This window comes from Pacificoceanicola onchidii (genome assembly GCF_004804335.1).
Classification (GTDB): Bacteria; Pseudomonadota; Alphaproteobacteria; order Rhodobacterales; family Rhodobacteraceae; genus Pacificoceanicola; species Pacificoceanicola onchidii.
Window position 1 is genome coordinate 283,958 of the sequence record NZ_SRXY01000004.1, and the last position, 13,699, is coordinate 297,656.

The following is a 13,699-nucleotide window of genomic DNA, read 5'->3' on the forward strand; positions in this document are numbered from 1 at the left end:
CGACCTATCGGTTGGACGCGGAAATCAAGCGCGCCAACTCTGCCGCTCGTGGATTGCGCGCGCTTTCGGCACGGGACAACCACTCAAGCGCTTCGCGCGGATCACGCGGCACGCCAAGACCGAAGCCCAGCGCAAAACCCAGTTCCACCATGGCGTCGGACTGACCACCTTCTGCCGCCGCGCGCATCCATTTGGCCACCTGCGCAAGGTCTTCGCCCGTCTCCGCCCGCGCTTTGAGCGCCAATGCATATTCCAGCCGAGCCCTGGCATCGCCTGCTTCCGCCGCGCCGAGGAACACGGCGGTCATATCAAGCTCGTCCGAGACCGCTTGCCGCACGGATGCGTGGGCAATCCGGAACATGTGCAACCGTGTGATCAAGTCCTGGCCCCGCGCCCGTTTCAGCATCGCGCCAAGCAATCCTGCGGCCCGTTTCGGATCGAAGCTCGGCAAATCCGGGTTCGCGGTCAAATGATAGAGCCGCATCTGAGCAACCGGATCGCCATCGTTCAGACTGCGGGTCATGACCTCCTCCGCATTCGGAGCGGCACCTTGGTTGAACATCTCCATCTGTTCATCTGTCAGGCGCAGCTTCGACAGAATGTGTCCGCCATCGAAGTGCAGGATGATGTTGCGCCAATGCTGCGCCATCTCGGCATCTCCGCGGATCGCGTAGGCATCGCTGACTTCATCCGCGTCCTTGTTCCCGCAGTTCATCAGAGAAACCGCCCGGTCTATATAGTCATCAACCTTGTCTTCCGGCAGGAAGGGGATCGCGAACATCAGGGCAAGAAAGTCGCCGCGTTCCTCGATCACCTGCTTGAACTCATCATACACCAGCCGCGCGCTTTCCATGTAGTCCGCCGCGCTGGTGCTTTTGGCCAAGAGGCGGGCTTTCAACCGGATCGAAGCGCCTTCGCCACGCACCCCCGCCATGGTCAGCATGTGCAGCATGTCCTTGGCGTTCTGCGCCTCACGCGCCATGTCGTCAGTCAGGGCAACCGAAAGGTCCAGCGCCGTCGTCACACCATTGTTGAGGTAAACCCGCCTGAAAAACTCGATAGCCAACTCCCACTCCGCTGGAGACTGTGCGAGGTCCAACTCCATCCGGCCGAAGGTTTCCAGCGCCTTGTCCGAGGCACTGATCCGCTTGGCCCAGAGGCGCAACGCCCGGTCGGCCGTCAAAGGATCAGACTGCATCCGCTGCCCCATCTCGGCCCGCGCCTGCGTGCGTCCCTGCAAAGCATGTGTCTGGAGCCGCGCCAGCCGTTCCGGCGAGCGGAACGGGCTCAGTGTCAGCGCATCTCCCGCGCTCAACGTGACCGGCTCGTCCATGGTTGCCGCATAGGTTTCGCTCCAATGCGTCGCCTCTGGCAACATTGGCGCATCGTTGGCCTGGCAGCGGTAGAGTGTATCGAGACGGTCGATGGATGACATCATCCCGAAGCGTTCCACGGTTTCCAGAAGCAGGTTCTCAGACCGATTGAACTGCTTCGGGTCATCGCGATAGCGCACGAGCATCTGGGCAAGCATCTGCATACCGTGTTCATCGCCCCGCCGCACGGCTTCTTCGAGCAGGTCCAGAACCTCGGGTTCCGCCTTCCAGCGCCCTTGCCGCTCGATCAGTTCCTTCGCAAGGTTGGTAAAGACAAACCCCGGTGCATTTGGGATCAGCGCTTGTTCGCGCAGGTATTGCAGGCGCAGGCTGTCCTCGTTGATCACCAGCCCGTTGATTTTCAGACCAAGCTCCAGATACGGGATCAGACTGCGATGCACACGGCGTCTGTCCTGATCGTAATTGAAACCAAGAATGTCCTGCAGATCTTTGTCCGTGATCGCCCCGCTTGCCAGCAGAAGGCTGGTTTGGCGATCATCCGGTGCAACCCCCAACTCGCGCGCCCTTGCGAGATAATGGCGCATCTCGTCGAGATCCTTTTGATCGCCGTCCGCGTTGAGATGGTATTCCACAACACGCCACGCCGCCTGTGCGCCACCCATATCTGCCGCAAACTTGCGCCAGGCCTTGGCGATTTCGGGGTTGGCGATGACAAGATCACCTTTGATGTATTCCTGCGCGATGCGCTCGGCACGGGCGCATACGCCCGGGTTCAATTCCCCGAGCAACCCGCCAAAGGCCATGGTGATCGTCAGATCAAGCGGCGCATCCCAACCGTCGAGCGTCTCACCCTGCGCCAGCAAGCGCGCAATCTGTGCCAAGGCCCGTGCGTTCCCGCCAAATGCGGCCTCCCGGATCATGTCCTTGGCAAATTCGGTATCCACCGGCACGCCGACGCCGTCGGTGTAGTACCGGGCAAGGATCAGTTTTTGATTGTTGGTCAGATCCCCGATGCGCGCCCGCAGCTGCGGGATCAATGCGCGCGCCTCAAGGTCCGCCATGCGCCGCGCCCGCAGGTGCAACGTGATGCGGGCAACGCGCTGATCGATTTCGGAAAACTCCGGATCAAGACGCCCCTGCCATGCAATCAAGGCATCAATGAAATCGAACCAACGGCCAGCGTCTTCGCGTTGAAGGCGGCGAATGTCACGTTTGATGAACTCGACCCGCAACTCATCGGTCAGTTCAATCTCGCCAAGACCTTGCTCCGTGTTGATGTCTCCATTGCCCGGCGGCGGTGCGTTGCAGACGTTGCGCGGCGCGATGCTCGGAGGGAGAAACTCGATCGGTAAGGGATCTGCGGCGGCGGGCAGAACTGACACCGCCGTCATGAGAGCGATCAGACAAAAGCGTAGCATCATTCGCCCTCCGCATCATAACAGGCGAAAAGCGCAACCTTCGGGCCGACAGAGCCCGTTGGCTGGATGTTGACCGCAACCGCCCCGGCTTCCCAAAGGCCGCTCATCGGCGCGAAGAAACGCCCGGTCAGCTTGGCACCTTCATGACGCTCCAGCCAACGGCTCCGCGTCAGCGCTTCATCGTTCTCAAAGGCAAATGTAACCGAAGCATTGCCCGTTCCATCGGGTTGGAACAGCAAGGCATCGGGCGCCTTTTCAATCACGGTGAGATCGGCGCGCAGGGTTTGTCCGTCACCGGATACCATCAAAGGCACTGGCACCGAACAGTCCGCCCCGGCGGCAGACACCAGTTCGCGCATCGGCCCGTCGCCATGCTCTGCAAGGTTGCGCCAGATCGGATGTTCCCAGACAAGCACCTTTGGAGGGGATGCTTGAAAGGCATCCGAAGTCAGATAGCTGGCAATGGCCGCAAATGCCCCGCCGTCCGGGACAGCAAAGCTTGCAACGGATTGTCCCGTTCCAGCCTGAAGCCGCGCCGCAAAGCCCAACGCGGGATCACCGGTGAGACGCGTGGACAGCACGGCAATGTCTGTCGGCCCACCCTCCATCAAATCGGCTGGCTGATCGCCCAGCACGGAAGGCACCTTCAACGGGGGCAGAGGCGATGCACAGTGCTCCTGAAGATCAAGACGCATCGCGGACGCGATGCCAATGTCTTCGCCTTCCGCTACCAAAGATGCCCTCGGCGTCACACCTGCCTTGGCCGGGATGACTGCTGTTACGGCCTCGACAATGGCCTGAGTACCCAAGGGAGACGGTCTGACGTCGGGTCCAAGGTAGGAAGGCGTGTCATGCCCTGACCGCGCCAGCGCGGCACGGGCGTTCACGACCGCGACGCCTGCACCTTCGAGCCGCTTGAGGCTTTCGTCGTACACCGTCGTCGCAACATCGATATCAAAGCCGAGATCACGCGCAAGCGGCGGCAACTGCCAGGGTTGGCCCAACGCCTTGGTCGGCATGGGCAGATAGATCAGCGTGGTGCCGCGTGATGCCAATGCCTCGGACAGAGCTGCAATCTGAGCGATGTTTCCATCGGTTAAACCTTGCGCCATCATCAGGTCCGGTTCGACGCGATAGAACATGCCACCGTCACCTTCGATGCTGGGAAGCGCGTCGGATTCAAGCAACCCCTGACAGCCGAAACCCGAAGCTTTCGCGGGTCCGGCCAAACCCAACGCCGCACTCCCAACAGCAATACCCAGCGCCGTCTTGCGCAATCCGGTCCATGTTGTGTTCAGTATCATGGGATAGCCCCCGCTTTCCCTTCAAGTCTGACCGTCAGCCATCCGCAGCGGCCTCCCGGTCCATTTGAGCCATCAAATTCTCTGCCGTTGTCATGATCCCCAGATGCCCGGACGCTGCCGCCTTGGCCAGCAAGTCCCGCGTTCGGGCGCGCTCTTGCTCACTAAGCGAACCCTGCTCCAGCATCTCGACGGCCATCCGTAGCTCGACCTTGCCATCCGCGTTCTGCTTGCCTTGGGCGAGGATCTTGTCGCGGGTGCGCTCACTCAGAGCCCCAAACAGCTTATCGTCCCCGTTGAACGCCACCACCGCGTCCAAAGCCAGCGTATTGCCTGCCCAAGCATGCGCATAGAGCACTTTGATGTAGGTCGAAATACGCTTGCGTGGCTCCGTTTCCGCACTGAGGTGATGCATCGCCTCGATCATGTCGGGCAAAGTCCACACGCGCCCGGCTCCAACCGCCACGGCGCTGAAATAGGCGACATCCGATGCTTCGGAGCGCGCTTTGCCCTGCGCAACGAGACGGCGCACGTATCGCTGCGCGGCGAGGCCATCGCCCTTTTCCGCCAAAGCGCGCAGGTCCGCATCCGACACATCCTGTTTCGCGTGCATGGCGCGGCGGGCGCGCACAAGATGGGTTGGAAGCCCCTTCATGCTGCGCCGATCCGGCGTGACGACCACGCTGACCTGGCGGGCCTCCACGCTGTCCGAGAACGGCAGAGGTATGGTCTGCGCTATTGTCGTCGACCCTGCGAAACACAGCGCAAAACAGAGGACAGCCCGGATCATTGCCACCGTCCTTCCGCGCAGGTCGGCATAGCCAGGTCTTCGCTCGGGATGGCTTCGGCCGCAGTCACGACCATCGGTGTCCGGCCGCGCAAGTCACGGGCAAAGACCTGATTGCGCGGGGTGATGTCGCCATCAACGAGCCTTGGAAGTTGATTGGAGAAATCGTTGCCAGAGAGCAGGATCTCCCCACCCGTCGCCGTTGCCAAACCCGCCTGATTGCCTTGCAGTTTATTTCCGCTGACCAGCGTTTGCGCGCCTTTCGGTTGCGCCGAAATCCAGATCCCTGCGCTGCCGCTGTCGCTGATGGTGTTCGCCTGAATCAAAACGCCGTCGCTGGTGCGTACGTCGACACCCTTCTGGCGGCTGTACAGAATGACGTTGTCACGGATGACGCCGCACCGCGTGCGCACGTATTTGATCGCACCACCGCTGCGACGCCAGATGACATTGCCCGCCACCTCAACTTGATCGCTGGAGCCTTGAACCACGATCCCGGCACGATCCCCCTGCAACAGGACGTTTCCGTGCAGCGCCACCTTGTCAGAACCCGCGAGAATGCGCACCGCGTTGGTTGGACCATCCCCGAAAAAGAGGTTGCCGGACAGTTGTGCGTTTACCGCAGAGGACAACATCAGCGCATTGTGACGCATGTTATAGAACCGGTTCGCCCGTACCACGGCATCAGACACACCCGCCACGGAAAGCGTATGCACCGCTTCGAAATGACTGTCGGTGATCACGGTCTGGCCGGTTGACGGCATGAGCGCGTGCGCCACGACAGACACGCCCGAGAACTTCGGAGTGCCCCCGAAACCCAGGCCCTCGAAACTGGCGCCTGTGGCATGCAGCGAGCCACCGCCGCCAACGGTCAGGAAGGGGAAAAAGTCTTTACTGGTCGGGTTGGCTTCGCCGTGGGACGAGATCCGGGCACGGTCAATCTCGACCCGCCCGAAGCTGATGATGAAAGCCCCATCGAATCGGCTCAGCCGCAAACGATCGTGCGGCCCGAGCTTCAACACCGTGTCTTCCCACAAGACAATCGGCACGCGCAGAATATCCTGTCCCTCGCGCATGGTTGATTGCAGTCCGGTGGCGCGGAGCATCTGGCGAATGTGATCGAGCGTAACAACGCCGCCCCGGAACGACAGCGCGTCTGCTTTTCCTTCGGGATGCGCCAGAACCACATCGAGATTGTCTTTGCCGCTGTAAACTTGGGCCAGCAGGGCAAGCGCGGTTCGAAACGTCGCCACACTGGCGCGCGCCAGTTCTCCCGCTGCAGGCTGAAATGGCGCTTCAATTGCATGCTGGGAACCGGGCCCCGGCAGTTCCGGCGTCAGGCCGTTCAACTGCGACCGCAAGAGCAATTGCGACAGCGACAAGCGCCGTGCGGTCGGGTCGTTTTCCAGCAGATCGGAGAGATTCTTCAGCTTCTGGTTCAGGGCCAGAAGCTCAAAATCAGGCGCAGCCCGCGCTGGGGCTGCCACCGCAATCACGGCGCAGAGAAAGGCCACGGCTCCGAAAGCCACACGCCATATCCGCGCCAAACCGCTAGGCATTGCTCGCCATCGGCAAAGGAAGATCGCCAACGTCCAGCTTTTCAAGGGTCACAAACAGAAGCTCGGCCTTCTCTTCGCCGCTGTTGACGATCCGGATCGGGCCGTTCTCATCCGCATAGATTCGGCCACCTTCGGTTGCCGTCTTGCTCCAGCCCGGGCCGGTTGCGTGAACAGAGCCCTGCACCACGATGACCTGACGGTTGCGCGGGCCTTTGTCGAGAATGACCGTCCGGCCCACTTCGATCTCGGCAGTACCGAGGTGGAAGTTGTCGGATTCCACCAGTCGCGCCACTTCCTTTTGCTTCTCGAAGGGCACCATGGCCGGTTTCGCTTCGGCGTGCACTTCGGTCTCTGTCCGGCTTTGGGACTTCAGTTCTTCAACGATCTTCTTGACGTTCTGCGTCTCATCCATCTTGGCCACGAGCAACGCGTCCGGCGTATCAATCACGATCACATCGGTCAGACCAACCACGGACACAAGTCTGCTATCCGCACGCACCATGGTGTTCATGGCGTCCAAAGCGATCACGTCGCCTTGCAGGACGTTGCCGTTCTGGTCCTGGGCCGAGATGTTGTACATCGCGAGCCAGCTGCCGACATCATCCCAGGACACGTCAAGCGGCGCGAGCGCGATACGGTCCGTTTTCTCGAAGACAACGCCCTCGGTTGGCTTCGATGCCGCTTCCGCGAAATCGGCCTCGTTCAGGTACAGCGCCTCGGGGGTCTGCGATCCAAACTCGACGGAATCGGCCACATAGGCTGCCGTGCGCGGGTCAAACTTCTGATATTCGTCGATGATCGTCTGCGCCGAGAACATCGACAGGCCCGAGGCCCAGTAAGCCGCTTTCGAATCGATCAGCGCCTGCGCCTCGTCCTGCGGCGGTTTTTCGACAAAACCGCCCACTCGGCGAATGGCGTCAAAGCCTTCCATCGGGCCGGCATCAGTGATGTAGCCGAACCCGGTCTCGGCATAGCGCGGTGGAATACCAAAGGTAATGATATGCCCGGCCTGCGCGGCGGAAATGCAGGACTCGACGGTTTCGGTCAGCGGCCCTTCAATGATGTGATCTGCGGGAACCACCACGAAGAGAGCGTTCGGATCTTTGCGGGCAATGGCATGTGCAGCGGCCAGAACGGCTGGACCCGTGTTACGCCCCATCGGTTCACAAATGATCTGGGCGTTGGCCTGAATCTCGCGCAGCTGTTTCACCACCGTGCCGCGATGGGTCACGCCGGTCACGATCACCGGGTCATTGTAGACCGGTCCGGAATGGCGCTGAACCGCGACCTGAAAGAACGTCGAGGACTCCGGTCCACTGATCTTCTGAAACTGTTTTGGACTCTGCGTCCGGGACAGCGGCCAGAGCCGGGTGCCTTTGCCGCCGCAGATGATCAGGGGATAGATAGTGGTCATTGGGTGGTCTCGCTTCTCATGCTCATAGCCCGATGAGGTTTTTCGACAGCCGCACGCGGGCGGATTTGCCGATATCCTCGCTTGTGAGAGCCCCCTCTTCCGGAACAAGCTCGACCGGTACGAAGAGATCGCCGCGCATGCTTGCTGCGGTGGTCGCTTCGCTGGCGATGACATCAACGCGGACACTGCGTCCATCGTTCAGATCCATGGTAACCACGTCCCCGTTCATCGCCCTGTTCAGCCCTTCTATGCTCATCAGAGTCTGCACTCTGATTTCAGAAGTATTAACGAAAATTGTCAGAATTAAGTCTGTTTGAAGGACAGTTGCGCCCTCGGAAATGTTTTTAGAAACAATGGCTTCGCAATCACATGGCATCATGAAGTTGAGCACGTCGCCCGTGTTCGCGTTAATAGAAAAGACCACCTCTCCCTTGGCGGCTTCGGGGTTGAGATAGCTGATCTGACCGGGCGCCGTTGCCCGCATCATCTGCCCCGACCGCTCGACAAAAACCGGGTGCATTTCATGCGCTGTGGTGTAGCGCGTGAACAGCACAAAAGCCGCCGTGAGAATCAGCAATCCTGAGATTGCAGCCACGCCAATCGAACGCACACGGTCCACGATCGATTTCTTGCCCGCTTCGGCCTTTGGCTTTTTCGGTTCGGTCGGACCGGTGTAGCTGACCATCCCGTCGATGCTGACAAAATCACCGGCGATGTAACTGTTCAGAATGTAGCGCAGCTGCGGCAGGTGATGACCGGTCGGATTGGCAAATTGAAAGACCGACGCGCCGTCTTCGGCTTCGGACAGCACCGTCACTTCGGGATGCAGCGTGACCGAGAACGTCTCAAAGGCAAAATGCAGAATCGCCACGTGATGCGTGCCTTTGCCAAGGCGCGAACCCTGGTCGCAGGTCGCATGCATCTGCATGAGCGAGATTGTCTCACCGCTGTAACGCTGCCCGTTGATCGACAGCGAAAACGGCACGTCAAGCAGCGGATGCTCGTCGTCATAACCGAAGTCGACGGGCAACGACGCGGCCTTCGAAACGGGCTCGGAAGGTTGCTCCGCTTCCGCGGTTGCTGCACCATAGGCGTATTGCACGCTGACACCGGGCTGCACAAAATCTTGCGGAATGGACAGCTGGGCGCTTTCAACAGGTTCCCCGAGTTTCTCCGGGTCGCTTGTATCGGTGCGGAATATATCGTTAGCCATGTGAGCCCCTCACTGTCCCTATTCCACCGTATTCAGAAACATGATCGCCACGGTCAGCCACGACAGGGCCAAAGCGTGATGCGCAAAGGATTCCCAGGCTTTCACCCGGTCGTAGACAGACAGTTTCGCACCGCCGCCTCCGCTGCCTTGCCGCGTCCATTTCTGCTTGTCCAAACGGAAGAGAACAAAAGTCTTGATGATTGCGCCGGCGATCTGACCAAAGAACAGAATCGGCGGATGTGTGACGGGGAACCACTCCCCATTGAACAGTGCGATGACCACGCAAAACAGGTAGCGCGTGGCCAGAACCCACGCGATGTAAAGCGGGATGACCATCGGCGTCACCGTGATGGCGGCGACCAGAACGGAAATCGGGCCAACAAGCGTGGTCCACATCGAAACGCGCTGATCGAGGATCGACCACCACGTGAAAAAGCCAATCTTGCGCGGCGACTCGCGCAGCGCGCGACCATTGGTGCGCATCATGTTGCCGAACCAACGGACCATGAGCGTCTTGGCGCTGTCGTAGAAGGTATCGCGCGGCTGGCCTTCGGCAGATTGGCTTTGCACGTCTGGCAGGTACGCCATCTGATAGCCATTGCGCAGCAGCCAGTACCACGTTGATTTGTCATCACCGGTGAGGAAGTTCACCCGACCCAGCCGCCAGTGATCGAGATAATCCTGACCGACACCCTTGATGAACCCGGGGTTCGTCGCGAGGCAGGCGCGGAAAACGGACATGCGGCCCGTCAGGGTCAGCACGCGATTGCCGAGCCCCATGGAGCACATCATCACCTGCCGCTGATTAAAGCGCAGGGTGAACCAGTCCTTGAACAGGTTCTCTTTGTCGATGATCGCCGCTTCATCCGTGGTCAACGCACCCATGCGCGGGTCAGAGAAGAACGGCGCGGCCTGCGCCCAGATGTCCTTTGGCACCACAGTATCGCCATCGACAAAGATCATGATGTCGTCTTTTGTCGGCGCTTTGTCCGCAAGAATGCGCAGCGCCTTTTCCATGGCGTCGCGTTTGCCGGAGGACTTGATGCGGTCGATGATCAGCTCGACATTGGTCATGTCGAACTTTGACGACTCGTAGAGCTGCCGGATCAGGCGCACGTCTTTGCCGTCCACGGCAGACACCACAATCGTCGCCCCGTCACGCGCTTTGGAAGCGGCTTCGAACAGGCGGCGGTAGACCATGATCGTCACGTCAATATCCACCATGTAGGTGGTGACCATGAAGTAGCAGTGCGATTTCACACCGCTGTTCCAGAAGCGCGCGTTGTGACGGCGCTTCCAGATCGGGTATTGAATCCGGCGAAAGTAGATGGCCCGCGCAAAGTTGGTCAGCGCCCAGCTATAGCGCCACATCCCCAAGAACCCCACGATGAAGACCGCGTTGGTCGCACCATGAAGTTCCCCCAGGAAACCCTGGGGGATCACGGACACCAAAAGGTAGATGACCGAGAAGTAGGCGATATGTGTGAGGGCCATCGTCACCGGCGTTACCAGCAGATGCCTTCGTACTGGTCCGACGTCACCATGTCGCGGTGCAGGCGGGTGAGATCGACCACGGGCCGCGCCTTCGACGCTGCCTTCAGCTTTTCAACGGTCTCGTTGTAGTAGTTGCCCACCAGAACGGCGCCGGCATCGTTGATCAACTGATCCAGATCGCCGACCAAACGCCCTTCGAGGTTCGGCACGCTTTCATTGCCACGACCCGCGCCCGGCGTGCCACTGTCGTAGGCTTCCTTGACGAAGGGGTCGTAGATGTCGACCTCGATGCCCTTGTCGATGAGACGGGCGGCGAGGCTGACCAGCGGACTTTCCCGAAGATCATCGGTGCCCGGCTTGAAGCTGATGCCGACAAAGCCGACGCGCTTTGCGCCGCTCTTTTCGACCATGGCCTCAGCGCGGGCGATCTGGGCCTCGTTGGCTTCCAGAACCGCGTTCAGCAGATGCGACGGTGTATCGTTCTGGCTGGCCAGATGCCGCAGCGCGCGCACGTCTTTTGGCAGGCAAGAGCCGCCAAAGGCAAAGCCCGGGCGCATGAAATAGGGCGACATGGCCGCTTTCTTGTCAGAGCAGAGGATCTCCATGACCGTCTGACCGTCAATGCCGCAGGACTTGGCGATATTGCCAATCTCGTTGGCAAAAGTCACCTTGACCGCGCGCCACGTGTTGGAGGTGTATTTCACCATCTCAGCGGTGCGGATATCCACCTTGTTCACCGGGCAAGGCATGTCCTTGTTCAACTCCGCGAGGATGTTGCCGGTCGGCTCATCCATGAAGCCAAAGACAACGAGACCCGGATCGTAGCTGTCCGCAATCGCGGTGCTCTCGCGCAGGAATTCGGGGTAGTAGCCTACGCCGAAATCCTTGCCGGCGGTCTTGCCGGAAGTTTCTTCGAGGACCGGGATGCAGGCCGTTTCAGTGGAACCCGGTACGATGGTCGAGCGGATGACCACCGAATGATAGGCATCCTTGTTCGCCAGCGCTTTGCCAATCGTCTCGCAAACCGAAGTCACATAGGACAGGCCAACAGAGCCATCCGGAGCCGAAGGCGTGCCGACACAGACAAACGAAAGGTCCGTCTCTTCGATCGCCTTGGCGAAATCAATCGTTGCGCGAAGTTTGCCGCTTGCAACCATCTCGCGGACGAGATCATCGATCCCCTCTTCCACGATCGGGGACATCCCCGCATTGATTGCATCGATTTTCCCCTGGTCGACATCAACTGCGATCACATCGTGGCCGTCCTGCGCGAGACACGCAGCCGACACAACACCGACGTAACCAATGCCGAAGACACTGATCCTTGCCATGATATTTGCCTCAATTTGTTAGCACTGTCTTACGCAATGCTTTTTGATTGGGGCCAGTATGAGGCAGAATTGTTACCTCGCAAGCGCGCCGCAGAAAAGCCGTTAACTTTTTGGGTGCTGTGTTCAAGTGGCTACAGTTATTGGGTTTTTTACATTTTTTTCAAAGCGCACAACGCCTGACCTAACTGGCGCAAAACTCATTATTAACAATCAGTTAACTAATTCAGAGGTATTGTCACGCCCAACTCCGCACCCCCTATCATTCGCCGATTGCACCACATTTCGTAGCCGCCTATACTTCGCCCACACGATCTTGGATAAGGCCTTCGGAGGCAAGACAATGCGCGCAAGCCGCCTCTGCATCATGGGATTTGCCGCCCTTGTTTCGGCCTGCGTTCCATCCATGAACGCCTTGCCACGTCTCGCGGAGCTGACCGGACAAACCCGGAATCCCCATGATCCACCAAAGGGGTACGAGCGCCTTTTCAGCCCGGCACCCCACAATTTCCGGCACGCTAACGCTGCCGATGGCGCCCCGATCCGGCGCGGCGTCAAGGCAGAGCGCTTTGAACTGCGCGAGGGCGATTGCGGAGGCAGTGATTGCGGCAATCCGCGCTACAGGGCCGAACTTCAACTGAGCAACACGCGCGAGATTGGCAAAGTTGGAGAGGAAACCTGGTTCGGCTGGAGTTTCTACAACTCCACGGTGCCCTCGTTCCGCCGCGATGACTCTCTCAGGCTGGTCTTCGGGCAATGGACCATGGGCGGTGATGCCAGCCCTGCGGTCCGGATCATCCAGCTTGGGCAAGATGAAGGTGACTGGACGACCTGTCGCCCGGCCATCTGCGCCGGTCCTGAACGCGAAAAGGGCGATGTTGTTCTACAACTGGAAGACCTGCGCCGCACGTTCGGTTGGGGCAAAGCCGAGAACAACGGCTACGTTTGCCGTTTGTTTGACATGGAGGCCATGCAGCGCCGTTGGGTCGATCTTGTGATGCAGACAAACTTCTCGCAGCAACCGGATGGATACCTGCGGGTTTGGGTCAATGGAACGTTGAAATGTGATTACTCAGGGCCGATCCTATCCCCAAGCAGCCTTCTCGAAAGCGATCAACCCGGTCATAGGCGCGGTATTTTTTCGAGTTACACCAAGCGCTGGTCAGAACGTCACGGGACCAGACCAAAACCAACGCTTGTGGTCTATTATGATGAGTTCCGCATCGGCGCATCGCGCGCCGAGGTGGATCCGATGATGCTGGACGCCGAGGGCGCGGAGCCGCTGGATTAAACGGCCAGTCGCACCGTAGTGCCGTCAGGATAGGCAAAGACCAGCGCATCGCCGACGCGTTTGATCTGCGCCTTGCCGCTGAACTGGCCGGATTGTGGCACAACTTTCAAAACGGCTTCATCCGCCAGAGGCAGAATAGCAAGGGATTGCGTCGGGACCGTGTGGCATTCGGTACGCATAGGGGCAGCTCCTGTGTCGTTCGAACGAAAAAAATGGATCAACTTGCGGTCAAAGGACGTCAGCCGGGCAGATCGGCTTTGTCGCAAACCCTTGCAAGGACCACCCGGTCCAGAACAGCAAGAGATACCATGGCAAGAAGAAACACCATTATTTCGCTCCGTTTCTTTTTGCCCCCAAACCCGGCTTCGAGCAATATCATTCGCGGCGGGAATGTGGCGAAAAAACTGAATTTGGGCCGAAATCTGTCGATTTGGCGGCAGGATTGGATTGACAGAGGGAACAACCGAAAGAATCGCGAAAAACTGTTCTGCGATCAGAACCAATGCGCTCCGCCTCCGCTGCGAATCATGGTTAATTTGAGGCGGGCCAATTGCGGCCAT

The 13,699-nt window shown here is 59.4% G+C and carries 10 protein-coding genes; 1 reads left to right on the forward strand and 9 read right to left on the reverse strand.

Annotation, left to right across the window (positions count from 1 at the left end):
* Positions 1-4 precede the first annotated feature (4 nt).
* The 8 genes from E4662_RS12730 to E4662_RS12760 are packed head-to-tail and all read right to left on the reverse strand — an operon-like array spanning position 5 to position 11,851.
* Positions 5-2,755: a tetratricopeptide repeat protein gene (locus E4662_RS12730; RefSeq protein WP_136441953.1), complete on the reverse strand. Its 2,751-nt coding sequence runs from the start codon at positions 2,753-2,755 to the stop codon at positions 5-7.
* On the reverse strand, positions 2,752-4,056 hold the full coding sequence (locus E4662_RS12735; protein WP_136441954.1) for an alginate O-acetyltransferase AlgX-related protein: 1,305 nt from the start codon (positions 4,054-4,056) through the stop codon (positions 2,752-2,754). Before E4662_RS12735 ends, E4662_RS12730 begins: the two co-directional genes overlap by 4 nt.
* Positions 4,057-4,090: 34 nt before the next feature.
* Complete coding sequence (locus E4662_RS12740) at positions 4,091-4,843, reverse strand: hypothetical protein (protein ID WP_136441955.1); 753 nt, start codon at positions 4,841-4,843, stop codon at positions 4,091-4,093.
* Positions 4,840-6,369, reverse strand: coding sequence for a NosD domain-containing protein (locus E4662_RS12745; RefSeq protein WP_168797967.1), 1,530 nt, complete (start codon positions 6,367-6,369; stop codon positions 4,840-4,842). The genes E4662_RS12740 and E4662_RS12745 overlap by 4 nt, the downstream gene beginning before the upstream one ends.
* Before the next feature lie 22 nt (positions 6,370-6,391).
* A complete protein-coding gene (locus tag E4662_RS12750) occupies positions 6,392-7,813 on the reverse strand; it encodes a mannose-1-phosphate guanylyltransferase (protein WP_168797968.1) in 1,422 nt (473 codons plus the stop codon).
* A gap of 22 nt (positions 7,814-7,835) precedes the next feature.
* Positions 7,836-9,026 (reverse strand): hypothetical protein, encoded by a 1,191-nt coding sequence (locus tag E4662_RS24100; RefSeq protein WP_168797969.1) that lies wholly within the window; start codon positions 9,024-9,026, stop codon positions 7,836-7,838.
* A gap of 18 nt (positions 9,027-9,044) precedes the next feature.
* Positions 9,045-10,520 (reverse strand): glycosyltransferase, encoded by a 1,476-nt coding sequence (locus E4662_RS12755; RefSeq protein WP_136441958.1) that lies wholly within the window; start codon positions 10,518-10,520, stop codon positions 9,045-9,047.
* Between the two features lie 11 nt (positions 10,521-10,531).
* Positions 10,532-11,851 carry a nucleotide sugar dehydrogenase gene (locus tag E4662_RS12760; RefSeq protein ID WP_136441959.1) on the reverse strand — a complete coding sequence of 440 codons (1,320 nt, stop codon included), beginning with the start codon at positions 11,849-11,851 and terminating at the stop codon, positions 10,532-10,534.
* A gap of 340 nt (positions 11,852-12,191) precedes the next feature.
* Between E4662_RS12760 and E4662_RS12765 the strand changes: the two genes are divergently transcribed.
* Positions 12,192-13,139: a heparin lyase I family protein gene (locus tag E4662_RS12765; RefSeq protein WP_136441960.1), complete on the forward strand. Its 948-nt coding sequence runs from the start codon at positions 12,192-12,194 to the stop codon at positions 13,137-13,139.
* Here the strand turns inward: E4662_RS12765 and E4662_RS12770 are convergent.
* Complete coding sequence (locus tag E4662_RS12770) at positions 13,136-13,699, reverse strand: hypothetical protein (protein ID WP_136441961.1); 564 nt, start codon at positions 13,697-13,699, stop codon at positions 13,136-13,138. The genes E4662_RS12765 and E4662_RS12770 overlap by 4 nt on opposite strands.